General features: G+C 53.8%; 20 protein-coding genes. 5 read left to right on the top strand and 15 right to left on the bottom strand.

The window, feature by feature from the left end; translation table 11 throughout:
* Nucleotides 1-162 precede the first annotated feature (162 nt).
* A complete protein-coding gene (locus tag J2Z18_RS19175) occupies nucleotides 163-597 on the top strand; it encodes a hypothetical protein (protein ID WP_007130899.1) in 435 nt (144 codons plus the stop codon).
* 357 nt (nucleotides 598-954) lie between these two features.
* On the opposite strand, the gene J2Z18_RS19180 is transcribed toward J2Z18_RS19175, so the two are convergent.
* Nucleotides 955-1,893 carry a LysR family transcriptional regulator gene (locus J2Z18_RS19180; protein WP_028404518.1) on the bottom strand — a complete coding sequence of 313 codons (939 nt, stop codon included), beginning with the start codon at nucleotides 1,891-1,893 and terminating at the stop codon, nucleotides 955-957.
* 119 nt (nucleotides 1,894-2,012) lie between these two features.
* On the opposite strand from J2Z18_RS19180, the gene J2Z18_RS19185 reads away from it, so the two are divergent.
* Nucleotides 2,013-3,404, top strand: coding sequence for an MFS transporter (locus J2Z18_RS19185; RefSeq protein ID WP_007130901.1), 1,392 nt, complete (start codon nucleotides 2,013-2,015; stop codon nucleotides 3,402-3,404).
* Between the two features lie 237 nt (nucleotides 3,405-3,641).
* Here the strand turns inward: J2Z18_RS19185 and J2Z18_RS19190 are convergent, their stop codons facing one another.
* The 4 genes from J2Z18_RS19190 to J2Z18_RS19205 all read right to left on the bottom strand — a co-directional run bounded on the left by J2Z18_RS19190 (nucleotide 3,642) and on the right by J2Z18_RS19205 (nucleotide 10,393).
* Nucleotides 3,642-5,504: an ABC transporter ATP-binding protein gene (locus J2Z18_RS19190; RefSeq protein WP_210095183.1), complete on the bottom strand. Its 1,863-nt coding sequence runs from the start codon at nucleotides 5,502-5,504 to the stop codon at nucleotides 3,642-3,644.
* Entirely contained in the window at nucleotides 5,485-7,230 is a 1,746-nt protein-coding gene (locus tag J2Z18_RS19195; protein WP_007130903.1) for an ABC transporter ATP-binding protein, read from the bottom strand. Before J2Z18_RS19195 ends, J2Z18_RS19190 begins: the two co-directional genes overlap by 20 nt.
* Nucleotides 7,231-7,762: 532 nt before the next feature.
* Complete coding sequence (locus J2Z18_RS19200) at nucleotides 7,763-8,779, bottom strand: C45 family autoproteolytic acyltransferase/hydrolase (protein WP_007130904.1); 1,017 nt, start codon at nucleotides 8,777-8,779, stop codon at nucleotides 7,763-7,765.
* A 126-nt stretch (nucleotides 8,780-8,905) separates the two neighbouring features.
* Nucleotides 8,906-10,393 (bottom strand): alpha/beta hydrolase family protein, encoded by a 1,488-nt coding sequence (locus tag J2Z18_RS19205; RefSeq protein ID WP_007130905.1) that lies wholly within the window; start codon nucleotides 10,391-10,393, stop codon nucleotides 8,906-8,908.
* A 179-nt stretch (nucleotides 10,394-10,572) separates the two neighbouring features.
* On the opposite strand from J2Z18_RS19205, the gene J2Z18_RS19210 reads away from it, so the two are divergent.
* From J2Z18_RS19210 to J2Z18_RS19220, 3 genes are all read left to right on the top strand, one after another.
* Nucleotides 10,573-11,310 (top strand): response regulator transcription factor, encoded by a 738-nt coding sequence (locus tag J2Z18_RS19210; RefSeq protein ID WP_007130906.1) that lies wholly within the window; start codon nucleotides 10,573-10,575, stop codon nucleotides 11,308-11,310.
* Nucleotides 11,307-12,740 carry a HAMP domain-containing sensor histidine kinase gene (locus J2Z18_RS19215; RefSeq protein ID WP_007130907.1) on the top strand — a complete coding sequence of 478 codons (1,434 nt, stop codon included), beginning with the start codon at nucleotides 11,307-11,309 and terminating at the stop codon, nucleotides 12,738-12,740. The genes J2Z18_RS19210 and J2Z18_RS19215 overlap by 4 nt, the downstream gene beginning before the upstream one ends.
* Nucleotides 12,741-12,948: 208 nt before the next feature.
* Complete coding sequence (locus tag J2Z18_RS19220; protein ID WP_007130908.1) at nucleotides 12,949-16,404, top strand: copper amine oxidase N-terminal domain-containing protein; 3,456 nt, start codon at nucleotides 12,949-12,951, stop codon at nucleotides 16,402-16,404.
* Between the two features lie 154 nt (nucleotides 16,405-16,558).
* On the opposite strand, the gene J2Z18_RS19225 is transcribed toward J2Z18_RS19220, so the two are convergent.
* From J2Z18_RS19225 to J2Z18_RS19270, 10 genes are all read right to left on the bottom strand, one after another.
* Nucleotides 16,559-18,505 (bottom strand): PAS domain S-box protein, encoded by a 1,947-nt coding sequence (locus J2Z18_RS19225; RefSeq protein WP_007130909.1) that lies wholly within the window; start codon nucleotides 18,503-18,505, stop codon nucleotides 16,559-16,561.
* A gap of 83 nt (nucleotides 18,506-18,588) precedes the next feature.
* The gene (locus tag J2Z18_RS19230; protein WP_007130910.1) at nucleotides 18,589-19,488 is read right to left on the bottom strand and encodes a hypothetical protein; all 900 of its coding nucleotides are present in this window, start codon (nucleotides 19,486-19,488) and stop codon (nucleotides 18,589-18,591) included.
* A gap of 30 nt (nucleotides 19,489-19,518) precedes the next feature.
* Entirely contained in the window at nucleotides 19,519-20,271 is a 753-nt protein-coding gene (locus J2Z18_RS19235) for an SDR family oxidoreductase (protein ID WP_007130911.1), read from the bottom strand.
* Entirely contained in the window at nucleotides 20,264-20,644 is a 381-nt protein-coding gene (locus J2Z18_RS19240) for a MerR family transcriptional regulator (protein WP_007130912.1), read from the bottom strand. Before J2Z18_RS19240 ends, J2Z18_RS19235 begins: the two co-directional genes overlap by 8 nt.
* Nucleotides 20,645-20,776: 132 nt before the next feature.
* Complete coding sequence (locus J2Z18_RS19245) at nucleotides 20,777-21,454, bottom strand: CPBP family intramembrane glutamic endopeptidase (protein WP_007130913.1); 678 nt, start codon at nucleotides 21,452-21,454, stop codon at nucleotides 20,777-20,779.
* A 200-nt stretch (nucleotides 21,455-21,654) separates the two neighbouring features.
* Nucleotides 21,655-22,530, bottom strand: coding sequence for a 23S ribosomal RNA methyltransferase Erm (erm, locus tag J2Z18_RS19250; protein ID WP_007130914.1), 876 nt, complete (start codon nucleotides 22,528-22,530; stop codon nucleotides 21,655-21,657).
* 382 nt (nucleotides 22,531-22,912) lie between these two features.
* Nucleotides 22,913-23,230 carry a thioredoxin family protein gene (locus J2Z18_RS19255; RefSeq protein WP_007130915.1) on the bottom strand — a complete coding sequence of 106 codons (318 nt, stop codon included), beginning with the start codon at nucleotides 23,228-23,230 and terminating at the stop codon, nucleotides 22,913-22,915.
* Nucleotides 23,231-23,233: 3 nt separating this feature from the next.
* Nucleotides 23,234-23,611: a MerR family transcriptional regulator gene (locus J2Z18_RS19260; protein WP_007130916.1), complete on the bottom strand. Its 378-nt coding sequence runs from the start codon at nucleotides 23,609-23,611 to the stop codon at nucleotides 23,234-23,236.
* 173 nt (nucleotides 23,612-23,784) lie between these two features.
* Nucleotides 23,785-24,333: a histidine phosphatase family protein gene (locus J2Z18_RS19265; protein WP_040739052.1), complete on the bottom strand. Its 549-nt coding sequence runs from the start codon at nucleotides 24,331-24,333 to the stop codon at nucleotides 23,785-23,787.
* Between the two features lie 18 nt (nucleotides 24,334-24,351).
* The gene (locus tag J2Z18_RS19270) at nucleotides 24,352-25,143 is read right to left on the bottom strand and encodes a class I SAM-dependent methyltransferase (RefSeq protein WP_007130918.1); all 792 of its coding nucleotides are present in this window, start codon (nucleotides 25,141-25,143) and stop codon (nucleotides 24,352-24,354) included.
* Between the last annotated feature and the right edge of the window lie 15 nt (nucleotides 25,144-25,158).

Genomic DNA, 25,158 nt, shown 5'->3' on the forward strand with positions numbered 1-25,158 from the left:
GGACACCATCATACCAGATCATTCCATAGATGGCAACCGCTAATTTGGGTTAGAAGCGTAAAGGATGCAAGCGCTGCAGAGAAAGTGGATTTAGCCCTACATATCTTGGAACAAGTTAGGAGAGGGTGCGTAATAAATAAGTAAGTGAAGGGGGCTAATCCTATGTTTTTGATACTGCTTGGTATCATGCAAATCGCATTCGGATGGTATGCGTTCCGCAATCCGGATTCCGATTGGATGAGGATGCTCGCACGCATTCCGGAAGATGTGGAACAAGACGACAGCGATTTATTTAAATCGCAAATCTACAGTGTAATCACTGCCTTTATCGGCGTGATTTTTATCCTAATCGGGCTGTCCTATTATTTTGATGAATTCCCTATTCAGACATTTATAACTTCACTTTTGCTGGGCGGCGCTGGAATTGCAATTGGTGTAGTTGCGCTGCTTCGCCCCGAATCCCGATGGTTCAAACGACGCGGGGAAGATGGCGAAGATATCGAACCCAGAATCTGGCTCATGAAACTTGCCGGCATTACCATGATCGGAATCAGTATCCTTACCATGCTCCTAAGCGCACAGCATCTCTTTTCTTAACGGCTTCTGCGGCTTTAAGCCAGGTCCTATGGCAGCTTCCGGCTGCCGACTCCCTCTATGAATCTTCCATTTCACAAACAATGTAAACACAACAAAAAGGCCCCCGTCGCTCTTACCGGTTTGCAGCCGAACAAGAGATAAGGGGCTCTATCATTTTGTGCTGCCGCTTCAAATCTTGCGGCTTGCGCAGCAGCCGGGAAATCATCCACATCCGCTCTAGGCCTAATCATCTTTCGCTTTACGTTCCGATTGCGGCTCCGTCTTTTCAGCGCCTGGGCCTAATCCTGCCTCTGCCCCGCTGGTTATATTGGGATTAATCAAATATTGCAGCTGCCGGCACGGCTGGGGCTGCTCCATTTATTGCAGCTGCCGGAACGCCTGCGTTTGCTCCATCCGCTCTTGCTCCACCGGCTCCTGCAGCTCATTAAAATAGTCGACGAGAAATTGCCGAAACCGCAGCGCGGCCTTGGACAAATACCGCTGTTCCAGCCAAGCTATGGAGAAGGTTCGGTGGCAGGAGGGAGATTCGATGCGCAGCATGGAATACGGCGGCTTGTCATCCCCTTTGCATCCGGGCACAAATGCGAGCCCCAGCCCGGCTGACACCAGGCTGTTAAGGGCTGCCGGTTCATCCACTTCGCAGACGACCTCTCGGCGGATCCCCGCCGACTCGCAAAACTCATCATTCATTTTACGGAACGGATGTCCCTCCTTGTACTCGATGAAGGCTTCGCCCGAGAGCTCCTGGAGCGAGATGCACTCGCGTCCTTCCAGCCGGTGTCCTGCAGGTACAGCCAGATACACCTCTGCTTGCAGGACAGGCATTTCCCGGATTTTAGCTTCCTCCAGCGATGCTGCTATAAAGCATAAATCCACCTCGCCGTTCTCCAGCATCCCCACCATATCCAACATGGCATTCGGGGGAATTTGGACGACTCGAAAGTTCACCTCCGGATAAGCGGTACGGAACGCGCCCAGCGCCTTCGAAAGCCGGTTTAAGGCCGTTGTCGCCAAGCGAATGCTCCCGCGCTCCATTCCCGCAAGGTCCGTCACTTCGCGCCGCCCCTCCTCCAGCGCCGACAAGGCGGTTTCCACGCTTTTCAGAAACGCTTTACCGAACGAATTAAGCTTAATCTGCCGATTCTGCCGGTCGAAGAGCGGAACGCCCAGATCCTCTTCCAGGCGGGCAATCGTCTTACTCAGGGCAGGCTGGGCGATTCGCAGCTCCTTGGCGGCGTTGGTCATATGCTCCATCCGGGCCACGGTCTGAAAATATTGAAGCTGAAGCAGTTCCATGATGAATCAACCTCTCTTTCCATAACCTTTAGTATATGAATGCATAACTTAACATATATTTTTATTTATTAACTATCGATTGTAAAATAAATCGTAATCAAAGGAAAGGGGGAATCGATATGCACGTCGATCCCGAAAGACCCCATGCTAATCAATTGATACGCATTTTGGCGTTTACGATGGTTCTCTCATCCATGAGCGCAACGATGTTTAACATCGTCCTGCCTGAAATGAGCAAGGACTTTCAGTTATCCTTTGCGCAGGTCAGCTGGGTGTCATCGATTTATATGCTCATCTATGCCATCGGCTCCGTCATATACGGCAAGCTTGCCGATACGTATAAATTGAAAAATCTGCTTACGTTCGGCTTGCTGCTGTTCTTCGTCGGCTCCATGGTCGGTTTGGCATCGCAGGCTTACTGGATGGTGCTTCTCGGCCGCATCCTGCAAGCCTCCGGCGCTGCGGTCATCCCCGCCACCGCGATGATTATTCCGGTACGTTACTTTCCGGCGGAGACCCGCGGTCGGGCGCTCGGGATTACCGCTACGGGACTCGCAATCGGCAGCGCCATCGGCCCGATCGTATCGGCGCTCATGGTAAGCGTGTTTCATTGGCGTTGGCTGTTCTTCATCCCGCTAGTCATCTTGTTTACGCTCCCGTTGTACCGTAAATATTTGGGCGATGAGCAGGGGCAGGGCGGCAAGATTGACTGGCTTGGCGGCGGTCTGCTCGCCGGAACGGTTGCCCTGCTGCTGCTGGCCGTTACCCAAGGCGGCTGGATCTATGCCACAGGCAGCCTCATCCTGTTCATTCTATTCATGATTCGCATCAAAGCGGCTAAGGCGCCATTCGTCCAGCCCCGCCTGTTCCGCAACGCCGGCTACTCCGTCGGCTTAACGCTCGGCGTATTCATTGTGAGCATCGGCTACGCCCTTCCGTTTTTGACGCCTCAGCTGCTCGCCGACGTTCATCGGCTTGAGCCTGGCTGGATCGGATTCATTATGGTACCGGGTGCCGTCGTTACGGCATTTCTTGGGCGGACCGGAGGCAAACTGGCGGATACGAAAGGAACCTCTTACCTGTTCTATGCCGCTTCATCGCTGCTTATCGCCGGATTTGTGCTGCTGTCCTCCTTCGCCTGGGTGTCCCCGATTGGGATCGCGTTGATTCTGATTCTCGGCAATGTCGGACAAATGTTCATGCAAATTTCGCTGTCGAAGACGATCTCACTGTCCTTGCCGAAAGAGCAGACCGGGGTCGGCATGGGACTGTTCTCCCTGCTGAACTTTCTATCGGGAGCGATCGCCACGGGGATCTACGGGAAGGCTGTTGATGTAGGAGCCACGCATGCCTGGAATCCGCTCAATACAGACCAAGGCGCTTCCACCTACAGTAACATCTATGTCATTCTGGCGGCTGTGCAGCTCGGCATCCTGCTGCTGTACGCCGTTCAGTTCGGACGGAACGCCCGGCGTACTCCGGAGCTTCAGGCGACAGGATCCAAGGGATAACGGCAGCGCTGGAGCAGCCGGCCACACCAAATACGCTGCTCGGATTGTTCCTTCAATTGCAAACGGACTGCGCAGGATAGGACTAGTGTAACCGTCAAAAAGCATTAAAAAAATACCACCGGATGCTTAGAGCGAATATAGTACTTCGCCCTTTAACGTCCGGTGGTATTGCTGTTGCTGTTGCTGTGTGCTTTTTGAACCTGTATTCGCATCGTTCGCAGACTGCACGCAGAGCCTTTACATTGCCGCCCGCTTCAATTGGCTGTGATACAGCTCGCTGTAGAAGCCGCCCTGCTTCAGCAGCTCGTCATGGGTGCCCTGCTCCATCAGGCGCCCGTCCTTCAGCACGAGAATCCGGTCTGCCGAGCGGATCGTATTAAGACGGTGCGCGATGACAAAGCTTGTTCTCCCCTTCATCAAGCGCTGCAAGCCCTCCTGGATTTTGATCTCCGTGACGGTATCAATGCTGCTCGTCGCTTCATCCAGCACCAGCATCGAGGGATTGGCCAAGATCGCACGCGCGATCGCAAGCAGCTGCTTCTGTCCCTGGCTGATTCCGCTTCCGTCCGGCTTAAGCATTTTGTCATAGCCGTCCTTCATCCGCATAATAAAGGAATGCGCATTCGCCAGCTTGGCTGCCTCTTCGACCTCTTCGTCGGTCGCATCCAGCCGTCCGAAGCGGATATTCTCCCGGATGGTTCCCTGGAATAGGAATGAATCCTGGAGCACGAAGGCCATTTGCGAACGCAGACTCTCCCTGCGTATGGTGGACAGGTCCCGGCCGTCCAGCGCAATCCGGCCGCTGTCCGGATCATAGAAGCGGGACAGCAGCTGGATCAGGGTTGTCTTGCCGGCGCCTGTCGGGCCGACAAGCGCGATCATCTCGCCGGGCTTGGCCTCGAAGCTGATGCCTTCCAGCGTGTCCCCTCCTTTTTCATAAGAGAACGAAACATTCTCGAAGGCTACGGCCCCGTCGACATGCGTTAACGTAACGGCTGCCCCTTCATCCTTCGCCTCGACTTCCTCGTCCAGCACTTCGAATACCCGCTCTGCCCCTGCAATCGCCGACAGCAGCGTATTCCACTGGTTCGCCAAATCGTTCAGCGGTCTTGTGAACTGTCTGGCATAGCTTTCGAAGATAATGATCGTGCCGATCGAAATATAGCCCTTGATGGCCATAATGCCGCCGATTCCCGCTACGATCGCAAAGCTGAGGTTGTTCAATCCGTTCATCAGCTTCGGAATGAAGCCGGAAATGCTCTGCGCCCAGAAGCCGGACAAACGAATCCGCTTGTTGCGCTCATTAAATCCCCGGATTACCCGCTCTTCCTGGGAGAACGCTTTGATCACCCGCTGGCCGGACAGCGTTTCCTCGATATAGCCGTTCAGATCGCCGAGATTGCGCTGGCGCTCCTTGAACAGCGGCCCCGTCCGCCGGGTGATCCAGCGCATCCCCAGCACCATGAGCGGAACGACCAGGAATGTCAGCAGCGTCAGCAGCGGACTGAGCCACAGCATGACGGTCAGCGTTCCGACCAGCGTCAGCACGCTCGAGAAGATTTGAATGGCCGAGCTGTTCAGCGTCGAGCTGACATTCTCGATATCATTGGTCAGACGGCTCATAATTTCGCCCTGCTGCCGTTTGCCGTAGAACGGAATCGGCAGCCGGTGCAGATGCGTGAACAATTCCATGCGCATCCGGTATACGGTCTCCTGGGCGATCCCGATCATCCAGACGTTATGAAGCCAGGTCGTCAGGGCCTGCAGAATGTAGACGGCTGCCAAGCCGATCAGGAAGTAAATCCAGCCCGAATCGTAGGGGGCCTCGTCCGGCCCTTTCAGACTGACCAAGAACTCATCCACGCCGATCCCAAGCAGATAAGGGCCCAGGAGGGACAGTCCCGAGCTTAGCATGACCATCAGCAGCACCAAAGCCAGCTTGCCCTTGCGCCGGGCAAGATAGGACCAGATTCTGGCCAGCGTGCCTGACATGTTTTTGGCCTTTGCCTTCGGTTTGCGGCCTGACGCGCCATCCGTTCCTTTCCCCAAATCCAGCTCAGGTCTCGGATGGCGGAACGGTTCAATGAATGCCTTGAGCATGCTTCCCGGCCTCCTCTCCATATTGGGACTCATAGATACGGCGATACAGCGGAGAGCTTTCCATCAAGGTTTCATGGTTCCCTTTTCCGATGAGACGCCCATCGTCGAGCAGCAGAATGAGATCGGCCGAAGTCGTGGAGCTGATCTTCTGCGTAATGATAAACGTCGTGCAGGATAGATCCTTCAGCGCATCCAGCAGCGCCGCTTCGGTACGCACATCCAGCGCGCTCGTGCTATCGTCCAGGATGAGAATTGCCGGCTTGCGGACAAGCGCCCTGGCAATCGACAGCCGCTGCTTCTGGCCGCCCGACAGATTGACCCCGCGCTGACCGAGCATCGTGTCATATCCGCTCGGCAGCCGTTCGATCGTATCGTGAATTTGCGCGCGCCTCGCAGCCTCCTGAATCTCCTCCAGCGTGGCGTCTTCACGGCCCCAGGCGATATTCTCCCGCACCGTGCCCGAGAACAGCAGAACCTCCTGCGGAACATAACCGATGCTGCCGCGAAGATGATCGGCCAAGATCGAGCCGACATCCATGCCGTCCACCTTAACCGTGCCCTGATCCGGCTCATACAGCCTCGGAATGAGCTGAACGAGAGAGGATTTACCGGAGCCGGTCGCCCCCATGATCGCAATGCGCTCACCTGCCCGGGCCCGGAAGGATATATCCGTCAGCACATCGATATCGCTCCCGGGATAGCTGAAGCTGACTTGCTCAAACTCGACGGCCCCTTCGATCCGCTTCATTGCGGATCGTTGGCCGTTCTCCTGATCGGCTTCCCGGTCTTCCGTCTGCAGAACCTCCTGCGCCCGCTGCGCGGAGGCGCGTCCGCGGGAGAACGCGACCACGATCCAGGACAGCGCCGACATCGCTCCGATGCAGCGAAGAGAGTAGTTGATGACGGCAACCACTTCGCCGACGCTTGCGCTTCCCGCCGCGATATCGCTGCGTCCGAACCACAGCACGGCCATAATTCCGGCGTTCATCACGAGCAGGATGAAGGGCATCGTGATCTCCGTAAGCCGCAGCGTCGACACGGTCGTGCTCATCAGCTCGTCCGACGTCCGGGCAAAGCGTTGAATCTCGTGCCCCATGCGAACGAACACGCGAATCAGGCGGATGCCGGTCAGATTCTCCTGGATGACGCCGTTGACGGCGTCCAGCTTCTGCTGTACGGTACGGAACGCATCGGCTGCCCGTCTCATCATCCAGGCGATAAAGATGAACAATGCCGGAACCGTTAGCACCAGCAGCACGCCCAGCTTTACATTGACGACCAGCGCCATGATAATGCTTCCCGTCACCAGCAGCGGCACGCGGCTCATGAACCGCAGCGCCATGAACACGGTCTCCTGGATTTGGGTCACGTCTCCCGTCAGCCTCGTTATAAGCGAGGAGGTGGCGAACCGGTTAAACAACGAATAGGAGAAGGATTGAACCTTGTCATACAGCTTGTCCCGAAGATCATAGCCCAGCCCCTGGCTCGTATGCGCGGCAAAGAAGGAGCTCGCAATGCCGGCAATGAAAGCGATGCCAGCACTGCCCAGCAGGACGCCTCCCCACATCCATACGACCGGGAGATCTCCTTTCTGGATGCCGTCGTCGATAATTTTGGAGATGAGCAGCGGCTGAATCAGCTCCACGGTAAGCTCGATCAGCATCATGACGAGTGCGGCAATCGCGGCAACGCGGTATTTTTTCAAAATCGAGAAGACCATTCCCATAAGCAATTCCTCCGAAGCCGAAGACCGGGATGTTCGATTCATGATGATGTTCCCACCAGGGTCTTCCTGTAGTCGCAAATTTTGTTTCGTATCAGAGCTCGAATATGTACATTATAATATAATTTCACCCGGAACTAGCCCGCTGAACGAAAAAATATGGCATTCATTTCTTTGGCGACAGGAGCCAGCAGTCAAATCATGAGACGAACAACGAAAAAAAGCGCTCTTCTCTTTATAGAAAAGAAGCGCTTTAATTTCACTATGATAACCGCCGGTTACCGCATGGTTCCCGCTTCCCTTCATGGTTCCATGAAAGCCGCTCTATCCTCCGGCGTCAGTTTCGAGACTAATGCCGACGGGGCCCGTTCCGTATAGCTGACCGATTGAACGATCCACCGTCCCTCCACCATCGCGTATGCGGCCGTAGCAGGCCTTCATCCCGGTGACGATGCTCACTGGTCCCCTTATCCGGGTCACTGCCTGACAATACCGTAAAGTAAGGATCCATGAGCTTGACCTCTCTCGCATCGCTTTATTCCTTTTGACCGTCGATACGCCCCGTAAGCTCCCGAGCCTCGATATCTTTACCCTGAACCCATTCCCGGAAGGAAAACTCGAGCGGACGGCCTTGCGCCAGGGAAGTTAATACGACGCAGTCCTCATACGAATACGCGAAGGTGTGAAGCGTTCCGAAGAGCTGGTCGTAATCCGTGAAGAATAGCGGGGATTGCCGGTTCTTAAATATGTCGAAGGCTTCCGCGGCAGTTAACCGCTCCGGATCCAAACTTTCAAGGTAGCGTTTCCGGCGAAGGGAATGCTCAATGGACGGGCGGTTACGGCCCGTTAGCGTTTCATAATGGTTCACGCAAGCCATCGCCTCCTCGCCGGTACGGATGAGCACTTGATCCGGGCTTGCTTCGGCAACCGCCATGCTGCCATGCGCATCCCCGATCGAAAAGTTGTAACACGCCACATGCGGAATGCTCCGCAGCATGTCGGCGGCCTCCTCTACGGTCGCGCAGGACTCGAGAACCATCCGCACGCTGATCCAAGGGGACACGCCCGTCCGGTATCCTTCGAAGCTGACAAAATGCAAGCCGGCGGCGAGTCCCTTCTCATTGACGCCGTCATGCCTGCCGATCCCTTGCAAATTGTAGCCGGCCGTCGCATAGCCTTGGCCTGTTTGGGACAGCGTAAACAGTCCGTCATAGAACTCAGGGGCAAAATCATAATTTCTGGCGTAAAACCCGCGGGTCATCAGGGCAGAGCAGCCCATCGCAGCAATCTTCGGCACATCGTATCCGCTGAATAAAGCGGCTGCCCTGCCGAACGGAAGCTTCAGCCCCTCCGCCAGCCCCTCAAGCTCTTCCAGCAGCACCGGAGCAAACGTGCGGTAAATGCCGCGCATCCGGTCTGTATCAATCTCCGGCTTGGTCATCGCTTCGAACGCTTGCACAATCGAATGTCCTTGCAGGCTGCGGCCCAAGCTGTATCCGTTGGCACGGGCATCCTCCCGAAGCTGCAAAATGCGGACGTGATACTCCGACATTTCAATCCCCCTTGTCACATTCCATTTGGAAATAAAATCCTAATCCCATTATAGATGAATGGGGTTCATTCTTACTATCAAAAACTCCAGCCCGGCATGTCACCATGCTTGGCTGGAGTTGAAAATTTACGGTCGGATCAGTCCCGGCAGGCTGAGCGCGGTCTTTTCAACCGAGGCGCCCGGATCGCCTTTCACATATTGATCGAAAAAGGCCGCGGACAGCGCGTTGATCGAGCTGTGCATCTGCCTTGGCTCCGCACCCTTGGGCGGAAGCAGCGGGGAGAACAGGTAAAAATCCGTAAAGCTCATATGGTTCGCATGGGCAAATATGATCGTATGCGCTTCACCCGACTCCGCGCGGCTTCGGCGTTCGACCGACTCGGCCCAGAACTGCTCGTAATCCTCCCGGCTGCGGCCGGAAGACGCCATCGCCCGGTCCAGCGATTGTTCAAATACGGCACGGTCGATGCTTAGCTCAGCATTCATCTGCATATACGGCTTGCCAAAGCCGCCTTCCGGCACCGGCTGTCCGTATAGGGTTCCGTCCATATTCAGTGCGGCCTTCACCCGGCTGTCCGCCAGCAGCATTTGCGCCGCGGTCGCCCCGCCGAACGAGTGGCCGAACATGCCGATCTTGTCCATGTCGAGCCGCCCGGACAAGAACCCTGAAGCGGCAGGCCCGCTCATCCGCTCCAGCTCGTCCAGGACAAATTTCGCATCCTCCACCCAGAGCCGGCTCTTCTCCTCGTAGGCATCAAAGCCCGATAAATTGCCAAGCTTGAGCATGGCGGTCCGGTCCGGGAACACGACGGCGGCGGCGTCATAGGCATGGTCGATGCCGACCACGATATATCCCCGGCTGGCAAGCTCCGTTACCTGAAACGTGTTCTGGTTCCGAAAGCCGGAAAGCCCGTGAGAGAAGAGCAGCACGGGATATCGCTCCTGATCCCGGGATACTTCCGCATCCTGCATGGCATAAGGCTGCACATACTTTAGCTGGCTCAGCAGGAACGGAGGCATTGAAATCGACTGGCGCAGGCCTTCCAGAACAATCGGCAGATGCTCGATGTATGGCGCCTTGCCGCTGCCTGTGCCGGCTTCCGCCGGATACCAGATTTGAATCATGAGCCTGCGCCGATCCGCCCGATCCTCCGTAGCCGGCTCTTCCCTTCGTTTATCCTCCAGCATCAATGTCGTTGTTCCGACCTTGTACGTTCCTTGCGGTTCGGCAAACGTGAACACCGGCAGAAGCGACGGCAGGGCAGCCGACAGGATGGCATACAGGCATAATACCAAAGCGATCATCAAACGCTTGAATCCGCGAAGCCGTGGGCGCGGATTATCGCTCATGTCCGAGGCGGCGTTCCTTGTCTTCTTGCGCGAAGTCCCGGCATGATACAACGCCATTCCCCCTGCAGCCAGGCTGGCGGCATAAACCGGCAGCATCTGCCAGCGGTATCCTTCCGTGAATATTTGCGCGATGCTTAATGCTGCGCTCAAGGCCGCCGCCCAGGAGCAGAAGCTAACCGGGCGGCGGCGTTTTCGCGATAGCATGACGCATCCGATGACGATAGCGAGATTCGTGATCCACAGTGCCGTTTCGAGTGTACGCATAAACATCCTCCAATCGTTGTCATGTCCTCAGCGTATCATTCCGGCCTGTAGCCTGACTGTCGGGAACCTTACATTATCCTTACATTTCCTCCAAGCCGATGCCTGAACCGATCGTTACGGTGTATAGTTCTATATAGAGCAAGCGGCCAGGCCGTCGATGATTGAAAGGAAGAAACCAAGTGGAACCTTATGCGAAACCAAGCGAAGAACGTACAATCTTAATCGCCGATGACGAAGCGGACATCACCGAGCTGCTGCGGCTGTTCCTTGAGCGCGAGCACTATCGCGTACTGGAAGCATCCAGCGGCCGGGAAGCGTGGAATCTGCTGCAGCGAGAGCGGATCGACCTTGCAGTGATCGACATCATGATGCCGGAGCTGGACGGTTATCAGTTGATCGCGCGCATCCGCGAGAAGCTCAGGCTGCCCGTCATTATTTTGTCGGCCAGGAGCGGAGATGTCGATAAAGTTACCGGGCTTGGGCTCGGGGCGGACGATTTCATCTCCAAGCCGTTCAGCCCGATCGAAGTCGTGGCGAGAATCAAGGCGCAGCTAAGGCGGTTTTACGATCTTAAGGGGGCGGAGCCGCTTCGGGCGGCTGAACCGCTTCGGACCCTGAACGGACCGCTGGTTCTGGACCATGAAGCCTGCGTGTTGTACAAACGAGGCGTGACGATTACGCTCGGGCCGCTGGAGTACAAGCTGCTCAAGCTGTTGATGGAGGCGCCGGGCCGGATATTCACGAAGCGTCAAATATATGAGAGCGTATGGAACGAGCCGTATCTGGAAGACAGCAATACGGTCATGGTCCAGATCAGCAGGCTGAGGGATAAGCTGGAGGACGATCCGCGGGAGCCGCAGTTTTTGATCACGGTTAAAGGGCTCGGCTATAAGCTGAGCGCAGAGGATGCTCTATGATGACGAAACGCCGAAGCGTACATGCGAGCCTGATGATCAATTATGCGCTGTTCTCCGTCATCCTCGGGATTATCGGATTTCTGGTGTATGACGGCATGTATGATGCCCGCGACGCCTATGTAAACCGAACGCTGCCCATGGTGGAAGCGGACCGTCTGGTCCGGGAGGATTGGGAGAGCATCCCTTACGAGACCGTGGAGTCTTTCGGAGGGTACATCCAGGTGCTGGATCAGCGCTTGAATGTCGTTTTTGCGAGGGGCAAAGGGGCCGGGGAAGCCCAAACCTCCTATTCGGAGGAAGAACTCTACGCCTTGTTCTACGAAGGAAACCGGTCGGACTACCATTCCCTCGCCCCTTTCCAATCATCGGGCGAAGAATATCGGCTGCTTGTAACGATACCGGACGGGGCGGTCAAGAAGGAAAGCCGCCTGGTGAAGACGACCGCGGACATCACCGATGCGTTTACGGGAATATTGCTGCGCGGCCTGCTGTGGTTCGCCGCTGCATTTCTGTTTAGTTTATGGCTGTACGGACGGTTGACCGCGCGGAAGTTTACGAATCCGTTAGCGGACGTGTCCCGGGGTCTTGAACGGATCGCCGAAGGAGGGGGCGGGGAGCGGCTCCGTTATAACGCCAGCAAGGAGCTGATGCAGCTTCGGCATCATTTCAACCGGATGGCGGACAGGCTTGAGCAGGCGGAGTCGGATAAGCGAAAGCTGGAACAAGAACGGATGCGGCTGATGATGGACATTTCGCATGACTTGAAAACGCCGATATCCACGATCCAGGGATATGCGGAGGTGCTGCAACTCGGCATGGAAGAGGATCCGGAGCAGCGCCGGAAATATGCCGGCCGGATTCATGCCAAGTCGAAACTGATCGCCTCCCTCGTGAACGACCTGTTTGAACTGACGAAGCTGGAGAGCGCGGATATGCCTTTTGAGCCTCAGCCAGGGGATTTTGCCGAGCTGTGCCGCACGACGGCCGCCGATCTGTACGATTCGTTCGAGCGGAAGGGAATCGGCTTCGACATCCGCATTGCCGATAAGCCGGTCAAACTGTCCTATCAGGATGATCTCATGCGCCGGGCGCTCTCGAATATATTGGCGAATGCTCTGAAATACAACCCGCCAGGCGCGAGCGTCTGGCTGGAGCTCGAGGCGATGCCTGACGGCGCGCTGCTGACCGTAGGCGACAATGGTCCGGGAATTTCCGAGAACGTGAGACACTCGGTGTTCGAGCCGTTCGTTCGCGGAGACCGTGCCCGGAAAAGCGACGGAGGCAGCGGACTCGGATTATCCATCGCGAAGAGCGTGGTTGAGCGGCACGGCGGGAGGATATGGCTGGATCCAGACGCGGAAGGCACGGTCATTCGGATCCGGTTATTCCGGGAGTCTATAAACGGTCTGGACGAGCCGCGGGCGAAATGATACACGGTGGAGGAAGCAACAGACGGCCTGCTGACCATGCTTAAGCCAAGGGGGATGCCTTACGATACAAGGGTTTTCCCCCTCTGAGCGCTGCCAGGTGCAAAAAAATATTTACGCTGTCGACGTTAACCATGAAACTTTATTCCGGGCGAATGCGTCATATTGTAGAGGAAAATAATAACAAGATTGAATTCAGGAGGTTGAGTGTGTGAAAAGAATATGGACTGCCTTGCTAGCAGCTATACTCATTGTTCCATTCCTATTCCAGTCACAGGCACAGGCGGCAGTTAATATCAGCGTCGTGATCGACGGCGTCCGCTTGAAAACACCGCAAGCGCCGGTCATGATTCAAGGACGGGTCATGCTGCCGATGCGGGTGATCTTCGAAGCGCTGGATGCATCCGTGAAATGGAATCAGAAGACGAAAACGGTCACGGCCGTGAAAGACGGCACCACCATCGTGCTGAAGATCAACTCCAAAACGGCAACGATTAATGGCAAGACCGTATCTTTAGACGTTCCGGCGAAAAACCTGAAGGGAAACACGATGGTTCCGGTCCGCTTCGTCAGTGAATCGCTCGGCGAGAAGATCGGCTGGAACTCCAGAACCAAAACGGTTACCATTACCACGTCTTCGGAACCGGATATCGGATTTACGGGAGTTAACCACGTAACCCTCCGGGATATCGGCAACGCCGGAGACGGACGCGATCTGTCGGTCAGCTTCTCCAAATCCTCTACGGAGTCGCAGGTTTCGCATTATCGCGTGTTTATCGTGAAGCAATCCCAGTCACTCAGCCTTGCCGAAGCACAGCGCCTGCCTTCGACGGCCTATACGTCAGTGCTTCCGACCGGCTCGGATCTCACCCGAACCTTCTCAGCCAGTACGACGGATACGAATGGAGATTTGATCCGAAATAATCAGCCGTATAAGGCGTATGTGCTGACCGTAGGGAATACTAGCGGCAACTATGCGTTGTCCCCTGCTTCCCCGTCACTGACGCTGACGAATTCGAATGCAGTCGCTGCGGCGACGAATGTGAAGGCCAGCGACGTCAGCAATTACGGCGATGGCCGCGATCTGTCGGTTAGCTTTACCCGCGCTCAGAGTGAAAGCAACATTTCGAATTACCAGGTGTTTGTCGTGAAATCCAAAGACGCAGCGAAATTCGACCTGGCAGCAGCGAAGGCGGTAGCTAGCACGAACTACACAACCGTCAATAAATCCAGTTCAAGCAATACGACCCTGACAACGGGCTTCAGCTCCACGTCAAGAGACACGTCGGGCGAATATATCCGCAGCGGCGTCGCTTATACGGTATTTGTTCTGTCCGTCAGCAGCAACGAGAGCGCAATCGCAAGCAAGCTGTCTTCCGGTTCGTCTTCGATTACGCTCAGCACAGGCACGACGACGGTTCCAAGCATCTCGCAGGTGACCGACGTGAGCGATTACGGCGACGGGCGCGACCTTCGCGTCAGCTTCAACCGGGTATCCAATGAGTCTTCCATCAGCGGCTACCGGATCTTCGTGGTCAAGGAGAGCGACTATCATAACTTCAGCGTAAGCCGGGCGAATGCCATCAATTCAAACTCCTACTACACGAATGTCAGCAAATCAAGCAATAATACTCTCACGCTCGGTTCGGGAGCTCGGGACGTGGATGGCGCCTTGATTCGTAACGGCGTATATTACCGGGTATTCGTGATGGCCCTCGACAATCAAAGCCAGAACAACAATGTTCTTTCTTCCGCTTCGAGTTCCATCATCCTGACGAACAACAGCTATCGTGTAGGAACGATCTCCAGCCTGTACGTCAGTGATGTAGGCAATTACGGAAACGGCCGGGATCTGGAAATTTCATTTAACCGGGCTTCGGACGAAAGCAATATTAGCCATTACCGGGTGTTTGTCGTAAAATCCTCGGATTATAACTATTTTGATTTAAGCAGAGCGGAAAACAACTCTTATTACACGCAAGTAAACAAAATCGGCTACAACAATTACAGGCTCAATCTGTCATCCGACAGCCGCGATGCTGACGGCGCATTGATTCGCAATGGCGTAAGCTACCGCGTATATGTTATGTCCTACGCATATTCGGGCAGCAATCACGCCCTGTCCTCTGCTTCATCGGCGATTACGCTCAGCGGTAACAATCAAAGTGTCAGTCCGGTTTCGACGCCTGTAGTGGAAGACATCGGCGACAATGGCAACGGCAGCGACCTGAGAGTTTCGTTCAGTCGTCCTTCCGACGAGTATTACATCGACCATTACAGAGTATTTGTCGTGAAGTCTTCCAAGTCACTGTCAGTAAACGATGCTACGAATAATGGATACTTTACAAGAGTGAACAAAAATTCGGGTTATTCCGTCCGACTGGATTCGAACGCTCGAGATACAGATGGAGAATTGATTAAGAACGGCACGGGCTACCGCGTATACGTGCTGTCAGTCGGCACTTATGGCGTCAACGCCATTTCCCCAAGATCGAACGAGATCAAGCTTCAGGGCAAAACGCAGGTCGGCACGGCAACCATCAGATCCGTTGAGGATGTTGGGAATAAAGGCGACGCCAGCGACATCAAGGTCAAATTCGACAAAGCAACCAACGAAACCAATATTTACGGATATCGCATCATGATCGTTGAGGCTGGGGATGCCCAAAATTTCAAATTAGAGCAAGCTAACGCGGTACAAAATCAAGATCGATACGATTTCGTGCCTGTAGGTAATTCTTTTGATAACACTTTAAGACCAGGGACGAAGGACGTAAACGGCAAAGACATCCGCAACAAGGTGCCTTACCATGTGTTCGTCTTATCCGTTAGTAACGATGGTGGAAGCACCAATGCACTGTCCCAGCCATACGGTCCGATCGTGCTTGAGGGGACTCAAGTCGCCGTTCCTTCCGATGTGTACGCAGGAATTGAGGGCAACAACGGCAACGCCAGCGATATCAAAGTGCGGTTTACTCCTGCAGATAACGCGGGCACTATAAGTGAATACCGGATCATGGTCGTACCTGATGCGAAAGCGTTTGGGGAAGCTGAAGCCAGCCTGGTTAAACAAGGAAACTACACACCAGTCGCGCCGCCGCAAGGACAGTACGACAGCCTTTTGCCAGCTGAAACGAAGGATGTCGACGGCAACCCAATCAAAGCCGGCAGCTCTTACAGAGTCTATATCCTTGTTGTGGCTGACGGAACCGTCTCGACCAAGAATAAGCTGTCGTCATCTTCACAGCCCTTTACGATTCCCTCCCCGACTCAGGTGACCGATGTAAAGGCCGAGCTGAATGGCACGGGAGATAAAGTGAAGGTGAGCTTTAAGAAGGCAGCGGATGAGCGCAATATTGGTGAGTACCGCGTCTTCATCGTATCCAAAAGCGAAGTGAGTAAATTCAAAGTTGCCGATGCGAAGAATCACGTCTCCGGAAGCATTGCCGTAACCGGCAAAGACATTGCTGAAGAATTGACAACCAAGATCGATGATCTCAAAGATGCCAAGGGAGAAGCCATCAAGCCGGACACCGAATACGTTGTATTCGTTCTGTCCGCAGCAAAGGACACGAAGAAGCCGCTCTCGGCTACGGCTACCCAGGCTCCGGCATTGTCGGCACCATCCAAAGCCTTTGTTATTAAGAAAACAACTGCAACACCTTAAGCATCCACATGAGGCTTATGCCATTAATATCGTAAGCAAAAAGGAGCTGTCCCCCGCGGTTGAAAAACCGCAGGAGACAGCTCCTTTAATGATTTGCAAGCTCACCAAAATACCGGACGTTTTATCCGCATAGCCAAAAGGCTCGTTGCATCGGTTAAGCCGTCGAGCCGTCCGTGGAACTGTTCACTCGGGTACTACGGAAAATATCGATAACATCCGATACCGCCTGCATACTGACAGGCTTGCTCACATATTCATCCATGCCCATCGCCAAATACTTCTCGCGATCGCCCTTGATTGCGTGAGCCGTGACAGCGACAACATAAGGGCGCTTATCCGCAGGAGCGCTCTGCTTAATGATTCTGGCAGCTTCCATCCCGTCCATGAACGGCATCTGAATATCCATGAATATCAAATCATACGGATACTTCTTATAGGCCTCAACCGCTTCCAGCCCATTGGGGACAGTCTCCGATGAATAACCGAGCTTCTCAATGATTTTCTTTAGCACCAGCTGATTCACTTCATTGTCTTCCACAATCAAAATTTTGAAGGCATTGCCGTCAGCATCATCGAGCTCCTGAACCGGATTCTCCTCTCCTTCATTCACCGCAACCAAAGGGTACTTCAATTGAACGGTAAACGTAAAGACGGATCCGGTCTGCTTCGGATTCGGTTCATACCAGATTTCGCCGCCCATCAGCTCCACAAGCTTCTTGCAGATCGCCAGACCGAGACCGGTACCTTCCACTTGGCGGGTCATGTAATGATCCACCTGATAGAACGGCTCGAACAATTGGGGGACCTTCTCGCTTGGTACCCCAATCCCCGTATCGGTTACGGAGAATTGGATCAGCCCCGATCCATGGATGCTCTGAATACATGACACCGAGACGGAGACAGAGCCGGTCGGCGTAAATTTCACGGCATTGCTAAGCAGATTCATCAGCACCTGCCGCAGCTTTGTCATGTCACCGTACACTTGATCCTGAACATCGGGAGCTACCGAGGTGGTCACCTCAATATTTTTCTCAAGCGCCTTCGGGAGCATCAGGTTCATGGTTTCCGACAGCGTGTTTCGAAGACTGAAGGTTTCTTCGGACAGCTCGGTTCGGCCGGACTCGATCTTAGAGAAGTCCAGAATATCGTTAATAATATTCAGCAGTGTGGTGCCGCTCTTCTTGATGATCTGGACATATTCCCGCTGCTCCTCATCCAGATCGGTATCCAATATCAAATCCGTCATGCCGATTACGCCATTCATCGGGGTTCTGATTTCATGGCTCATCATGGCCAGGAACTCACTCTTGGCCTTGTTGGTTTTCTCGGCAGCCTCCTTCTCGATGATAAGCTTCTTCTGCTCGGTCATGTCCTTCGCGATAATGTAGAAACCGACATTCTTGTTATGAATAACGATCGGCGCCAAGGTGGCGAGCACCTCGACCATATGCCCGTCCTTGTGCCTGATCCCGTTGATCGATTTCTCGGCGGAGGTATAGTCGGCTGAATCGGAGAGCACCCGTCTCAAGTTGTGTTCTCCCATCAGAAGAGATATACGCTTTCCGGCCAATTCGGGAATCGTATATCCCGTAAGCTGCTCGGCCATCTGATTCCCGTTCATAATTTCCCCTTGGAGATTAAAGGAAATGATGGCGTCGTGATTATATTTTTTTAATGAGGTATATCGTTCGATACTTTCCTGAAGCTTCTGTTCGGCCACCTTGCTGTCGGTAATATCGACCATTTGCGAAATAAAAAACAGCGGGGTCTTGTCCTTCTCATCGCGCACGAGGGATACGTGAACAGAAGTCCAAATCCGTCTGCCGTCTTTATGCATAAATTGTTTTTCCAAGGCGACCGTCGGGACCTTCTCGCTTAAGGACTGAACCAGCTTCTCCGGACTATCGACGTTATCGGAATATATATAATCCGTAGCCGGCTGCTGCATCAATTCTTTCTCGGTAAATCCGAACATTTTGCATGCTGCCGGGTTAACACTGATCCAATTTCCTTCGATCGTAACTAGGGCAATGCCAATCGGAGCACTCTTGTATACATGCTCAAACAACGCTTGATGACCAAAAATGTTAGCTTCACTCATACTCGGCACCTCCTAATACCGAATATTATACATCAGCAGACAAAGAATAAGTCTTTTAATTTGGAGGTTTTTTTCTATGAATCTCATTCAAAAGTTTCTTCATCAATCCACGTTAAGTTCAAAAGGGTACTCTCCCCGTACTGCGGCGCCATCTGTTCACTATATGACTCCACTTCCTCAAAGGGAATGTTGAGCTGAACAGCCTCCTCTTCCAGCCCCATATCGATAAGCTCATTTGTCACCAGTTTCCGTATCTCCGGGTCATCGTACAGCAGCTGAGAGGTTTGAGCGTCACGGATAAACGCCAGTTTCGGCAGCCTCGGTGCTTTCAGAAAAAAAAGGCGAACCGATTCCAAATCCGTAGTTTCATCCGGTAGCAGCCGGACTCCCTCCACGGAATCATCCGGAGACCATCGCACAACTCCCAAGGGGGATTTGGTCGATAAGGCAATCTCCTCCGCCCGCTTTCGACTCAGCTCCGCAATATACCGGGGCATGTCGGGGATCGGCTCTATCGCAAATCGCTCCCGCAGCATCCGCTTAGCCTGCAATCTCTCCTCACTGTCGTATTCGGTCTCCCGCTGCTGCATATGCTCGCGTAAATCATCCGCAGCCCGAAAATGGTTGTACAGGATGATGTTGTCTGTATATACCACACGTAAAAAGTCACGGATGCTTGGGGCAACTAGCCATACTTCATCACCAATATCCATCGGGGATACGCAAACAATATAGGCCTGCTCCAAATCGGATACCGTCCCGAAGTCCGTTAGAAACCCATAGTGAATGCCGTCAACGCCCGCTGAGGCAAATGGAATGACATCCGGCGGCGTTGAGATATATCTGAAACGACGGCCTTCCATAATCAGCCCCAAATGAAAATCCAGTGACAAGCCGTTGTCTTTCAGTTCCTCTTCAAACTTCAGCAGCTCCTTAATCGTCTCAGGAACGGCATACTTACCGTAATCTCCCCTATCATTCAATGCGATACCCTCCAATTGCTTTATAGTGGTTCACCAGGCAATCCTTCTCCGCTCTCGAAAGTATCCTCCGCTTGGGCCGGCATCATCAAGGGTAGCGAGCCATACGGCCGTATCCGCACCCTCCGCGACGGAGAGCGGGGCATCCGCTCCTCCCATATCAGTCCGAACCCGTCCCGGGCATACCGCATTTACCTTGATTCCGGTACCTGCCACCTCTTGGGAAACAAGACAGGTCATCGCATTCAGCATCGTCTTGGACATCCGGTAGGCGGACGATACTCCTCCTAGCTTGAAGCCCGGATCCAAGCTGCCGTCCATGATTTCGAATGCACCGAGGCCTGAAGATATGTTGACGATTCGACCATAGTCATGCTGCTTCATCAAAGGAATTGCAGCCTGGGTCAACCGCAGCGCGCCGAAGAAGTTCGTTTCGAAAGTAGCCCGTATCAGACGTTCTTCGACATCCAGGATCGAGATTCCTTGATCCAAAATGACCCCCGCATTGTTCACAAGCACATCCAGCCGTCCATATTCCGTCCGAACAAACGCCATCAGCCGTTCTGCCTCATCCGCTTGATCGATATCCAGCACATGCAGTGCCGCCCGGTGCCCCTCTGCATGCAGGTCTTGCACTGCCTGGCGCCCTTTCTCCTCATCCCGCGATGTCATGATAACAACGATTCCTTGGGCCCCCAGCTGGCGGGCGATTTCCTTGCCAATGCCCCGATTCCCTCCGGTAACGACGGCTACCCGATCCCTGGACGGATCAAAGTTTCTACTCACGGCTCCCATCTCCTTTACGTAAAATGCGTTCCCATCTCGCAATGCTCTGCTCCAAATGAGTCTTTGCCTGCTGCAGCTGCTCCATCCGGCGCGTGATTTCATCCAGCTTCTTTCTGCCCACTTCGATAGCGCTCGGCAGGCACTCCTGTTTGGGGCTGTCGTCAAAGGCGCATTCAAAAAAGCTCACAATCTCCTTTACCGTTAAGCCTAAGCCGAAATACATTTGAATCAGGCGGACCCGCTCGATATCGGATTCCGCATATTGACGGTAGCCATTGGCCGATCGATCAGGGCGCAGCAGCTCCTTTTCCTCATAATAACGAAGCGATCGGAGACTCACCCCGGTTTTATCCGATAATTCGCTGATATGCACATGCAGCAGCTCCTTTTTCGTTTCGATGTATTCGCATTGTAAACCATCACATCATGTGAAGGTCAATGCCAAAAAAGCCGGCCAAGAGCAATCTTGACCAGCTGTGTCTTCGGCCTGTCTCTAGACCTGTCTCTATATGATGTCAAACAATATAAATCCAATTGTATTAATAGCGAGATTCGCACACAAATGAACCATCCAGGAAGCGTAAATGTTGCCGTTTCGCTCGTTCAGCCAGTTAAACAGCAGGCCCGCGATGAACAGGCTCGCGATCAGGAGCAGGAACAGCGGCAGCGTAAACCAGCTGGTCATCATCGCAATATGATAGACGGCAAATGCTCCCGCACTGAACAGATAAGCGAATGTGCGGCCGACTTGATCCTTCAAGGTGAAGAAGGCAAAGCCCCGGAAGAAGAATTCCTCCAGCAGCGAGTTCACAAACGATATGTAAATCGCGACGAACACGAAGTTGCCGGCGTTGACGCCGATATGCTGCTGAAGGGCTCCGGTCACCCGTGAAAAATCAAAGAGCGGCCCGATGAGAGCATAACTGGCAAGGATGAATGCAAATACGCCGGCTCCGAGCAGGAGCGAGGCCAGCAGACCTTTTTTCTCGAAGTTGAACAGCTTCCGAAACGGAACCCCTCCGCCCATCAGCGCATAGCCGATCGGCAGCGTAAGGAACAGCAGCATTTTGATGACCGATTTGACCGCATAATTCGGCCTTATGACAGCATCCACATAGGCCATCACGATACAGCTTACGAGAATGATCGCGATTAAGGACCAGGCTTTCGTTCTGGATTTCATAGATATGAAACTCCTTTAGCATCATTTCCAATAAAAGGTTCAAACTTCTTCTATCATAACATACCGGCAGCTGGTGAAGAGGCGGACTACCTATATTAATGAGGAGAACATAAGCAAAAAGCAAAAAAGAGAGGCGTGTCGCCTCTCTTTCGCCTCTCTTGGTTATTTGCCAGCTTGATCGATTCATACGCTTTCTTGGACTACCTCCGCTTTTTCGGTTTACCGAATCCAGGCAGCGGCGTTCTCGGCCACCGCTCCGGCGGAACATGCTTCAGCATCGCGGAGAATAGCTGTCCCCACCCCGCTTCGTCCAACCGGCTGACCGGAAATCCTCGATCGACCCCAAGCTGCCGGATCAACCGAGTCATTTGCGGCGGGGTGAATACCCCGGACAATGCCTCTGGCAGTGGGAGATCCGGATATCGCAAGGTATAAGCTGCCAGCGCCATAAACCTGGCATGATGCTTTGGAGGAACCAGAGGATCTTTCCTTCTGCGAATGGTAAGGATGCCTGAATCCACCTTCGGCGGCGGTGAAAAATTCGAGGGCGCGACCGCTCGGACAAGCTGGAACTCATAGCTCATTCTCCAGCCTAACATCCGCGGATTCCGCGCGAGCCGTCCGGTAAAACGTTTGGCCGCCCCAAGCTCCACCAGCAGCACGGCTCTTTGAAGGGGGACGGCCGGATGATCCAGCAGCCTTCCCAGAATCGGTGTTGTGATCGAGTAGGGAATATTCGCGACCACGACAAACTCCCGGCGCGGAAGCTGAATCTGTAATATATCTGCCGGCACCACGCGGACATTCTGCATGTGCCCAGCCTCTGCGCGGCTCCTCAGCTTGCTGACGTACTCCGGATCGGTCTCGACGGCGATGACGTTAGCCGCTCTTTCCGCGAGCGGAAAGGTGATCGCTCCTGTCCCGGCACCGAGATCCAGAACGGTTTCGTGGCGTTGGATGCGCGCGAGGTCAATCATATCAAGCACGAGCCGTTTGTTGATCAACCGATGCTGCGCGGAGAAATTTTTAGGATTGTTCTTCGATTTATGATGACAATGTCGATTGTTTTTAGACACAAATATGCACCTCATTCATTCGTTTAGTAATGAAAAAGGCACAGCTCAAATAAACCTTGCCGTCATTGATCAAAAAACGGCAGGATCTAAATGCTCTGTACCCTCATTACCGAATCCGAATGTATGCGATGCAACACATGCTAAGGACAAGCCTCCTTTAACGAAATCAAAAACACCCATAGTATAGCATAGGTACCCGGGCGACCCCCAGGGGATTTTCAGTGTAAATCATTCTTTACCAAAGCGGCTATATCCCTTAGTTCCCGTCGCTGGATAAAAAAAGAGGAGCATTCAGCTCCCCTTAACCACAGTTATACCTCATCGCGCAAAATCCATTTGTACGTTCCGGCACACGCCCTTGTTCCCCGTCTTTTCGCCGCCGTTAGGCATAGCGCGCAAGCGCCGCCTCATAGGCCTTCTTCGGTCTCAAGCCGACGAGTTTATTGACCGGTTCGCCTTGATGGAACACGATGACGGTCGGCGTGGACATGATTCCATAACGTGCAGCAAGCTCCGGCGACGCATCACAGTCGACTTGCAGCACCGACAGGCGATTCCCCTTTTCATTCCCCAGCTCCTCAAGGATCGGGCGAAGCACTTTGCAGGGCGGGCACCATTTCGTACTAAAACTAACCAAAACTACATCCTTCTGGCGCACCGCGCTGCGAAATGCTGATGTACTGACGGTTTGCAGGCTCATTGCTCATTCTCCTCCCAGCGGTTGATTTGGCGGATCTTCTTCCATAATGGACCGGATGCGTTCCTCCAGGTTGGACTTCACCGCCGACAACAGAGCGATTTGTTCCTCGATCTCGGCCAGCTTTTCACGGTACACCGGGACGACCTCCTTACAGAACGCTTCTTTATTCTTCATGACGCAGTGGAGAAAGCCGGCGATCTGCTCTGTCGATAGCCCGAGATTAAGATATAGCTGGATCGTCCGTACCTGCTGTTCCGCAAACGGCGAGTACTCCCGGTAGCCGTTCTCAAGGCGAGTCGGCGTGAGCAAGCCTTGCTTGTCATAGTAACGGAGCGAACGGATGCTCACGCCGGTCCGGGCTGAAAGCTCTCCGATTTTCATACCGTTAACGCCACCTCCTTCATGATCTTGAACCTATCATAAACCCTGACATTAGTGTCAGGGTCAAGAGGCAGATGCATAATTACAGCTATAAAATTTGTGAAGTCGTTAAGACCTCTATATTCACCCAGATCCTGCAATCCGCTTATAAGGTCATGCAATCAGCGAAAAAGTCATGCGGGCCAGATCCGAAGCAAGCTTGGACTTCCGCCATCGATCGGAAAGGACAACCGATACACATCCGGGTTGGTTAGCGCCTCCCACTCCTTGAATCCGATCCGGTCATCAAAATATTTCAGCAGCAACGAGATCAGATTGCCGTGCGAAACGAGGACGGCATTGCGGCAGCCTTGGTTTAGAATATCCTCAACCGCTTGAACGGCCCGCTTCATCGCCGTACTGCTGGACTCCCCGCCATCATAACATAAGCCCATATCGTCATAAGTAAGCCGAAGCTTCTCCCGCCAATCGGGTGAAGGCGATCCGGATAATACCCTCTCCGTAAGCCTTTCATCCAGGGTTACCTCCAAGCCTAACCGTTCGGCAAGCGGGGCAATACTTTGCCGCGCCCTCGCATATGGACTTGAAACCATACAATCGATCGCGTGATCCGAGAAAGACTCGGCAAGCCTTGCCGCCTGCAGCATGCCGATGCCGGTTAACCTGGCTTCCGGTGCCTGCCCTTCGGCTTGGCAATGCCTCACGACATAAATGTTCCTCAGCTGCGTCATCGTCCGTCCTCAATCCTTTCGGAACCGGAAGATAACGGCAGGCGGAATCTCGTACCAGTCGAACTTACCCTGCTCCAGACCGTCTTTATGAAAGCTGGGCTCTTCCAGCCCGTTAAGAACAAAGCCGCACTTAAAGAAAACGTTCATATAATACGACAGCGGCCGGTGAAATACCAGGTGAGGAACCGGCTGGCCTTGAATGCCGATCGATTCCATCGGTTCCGGCTCCAGGTACTTGGAAATTTGAATACGGTGTTCAGAGACGATGTGTCCGTCCTTATCCACCTTTTCGTGAATTTTGTGCAGACCCGGCGGCTGGAAGCATGGATGCATGATCGAGAACACGAAGGTCCCGTGCTTACGCAGCAGCTTACGGAGCGCGTTTGCCAGCACCGTAATATCCGAGATATCCATGAGCGCCATATTGGAGACAGCGCGGTCAAATCTCTCCTCACCGAGGCTGAGCAGCGCACCGTGATCGGTTGCGTCGACGACCCGGTAATCGATACGGTCCAGAGCGCCGGCCGATCTTGCCTTCGCCCGTTGGATCATCTCGAAGCTGTAGTCCACAGCCGTCACATTGGCGCCCAGTTCAGCTAATCTTCTGGCAAAATTGCCGTTGCCGCAGCCGATGTCCAGCACCTCGTGACCCTCCGATACTTCCAACAAATGCTCCGTGCCCGGGCGGATGATCTCGCGATGGAAACGATTGCTATGCTCCCCCATGTAATCGTCCCAAAAGCCCGCAATCTCATTCCAACGCACCTGCGACTCCTTGGTTAATTCCTTCCAATCACTCATCGCTCACAATCTCCC

This window comes from Paenibacillus lactis, assembly GCF_017873605.1.
Taxonomy (GTDB): domain Bacteria; phylum Bacillota; class Bacilli; order Paenibacillales; family Paenibacillaceae; genus Paenibacillus_AQ; species Paenibacillus_AQ lactis.

Bases quoted from the DNA above. Each gene is read 5' to 3' on its own strand.
- J2Z18_RS19175 (WP_007130899.1), top strand. From the start codon at position 163: ATGTTTTTGATACTGCTTGGTATCATGCAAATCGCATTCGGATGGTAT.
- J2Z18_RS19180 (WP_028404518.1), bottom strand. From the start codon at position 1,893: ATGGAACTGCTTCAGCTTCAATATTTTCAGACCGTGGCCCGGATGGAG.
- J2Z18_RS19185 (WP_007130901.1), top strand. From the start codon at position 2,013: ATGCACGTCGATCCCGAAAGACCCCATGCTAATCAATTGATACGCATT.
- J2Z18_RS19190 (WP_210095183.1), bottom strand. From the start codon at position 5,504: ATGCTCAAGGCATTCATTGAACCGTTCCGCCATCCGAGACCTGAGCTG.
- J2Z18_RS19195 (WP_007130903.1), bottom strand. From the start codon at position 7,230: ATGGGAATGGTCTTCTCGATTTTGAAAAAATACCGCGTTGCCGCGATT.
- J2Z18_RS19200 (WP_007130904.1), bottom strand. From the start codon at position 8,779: ATGTCGGAGTATCACGTCCGCATTTTGCAGCTTCGGGAGGATGCCCGT.
- J2Z18_RS19205 (WP_007130905.1), bottom strand. From the start codon at position 10,393: ATGCGTACACTCGAAACGGCACTGTGGATCACGAATCTCGCTATCGTC.
- J2Z18_RS19215 (WP_007130907.1), top strand. From the start codon at position 11,307: ATGATGACGAAACGCCGAAGCGTACATGCGAGCCTGATGATCAATTAT.
- J2Z18_RS19225 (WP_007130909.1), bottom strand. From the start codon at position 18,505: ATGAGTGAAGCTAACATTTTTGGTCATCAAGCGTTGTTTGAGCATGTA.
- J2Z18_RS19245 (WP_007130913.1), bottom strand. From the start codon at position 21,454: ATGAAATCCAGAACGAAAGCCTGGTCCTTAATCGCGATCATTCTCGTA.
- J2Z18_RS19255 (WP_007130915.1), bottom strand. From the start codon at position 23,230: ATGAGCCTGCAAACCGTCAGTACATCAGCATTTCGCAGCGCGGTGCGC.
- J2Z18_RS19260 (WP_007130916.1), bottom strand. From the start codon at position 23,611: ATGAAAATCGGAGAGCTTTCAGCCCGGACCGGCGTGAGCATCCGTTCG.
- J2Z18_RS19270 (WP_007130918.1), bottom strand. From the start codon at position 25,143: ATGAGTGATTGGAAGGAATTAACCAAGGAGTCGCAGGTGCGTTGGAAT.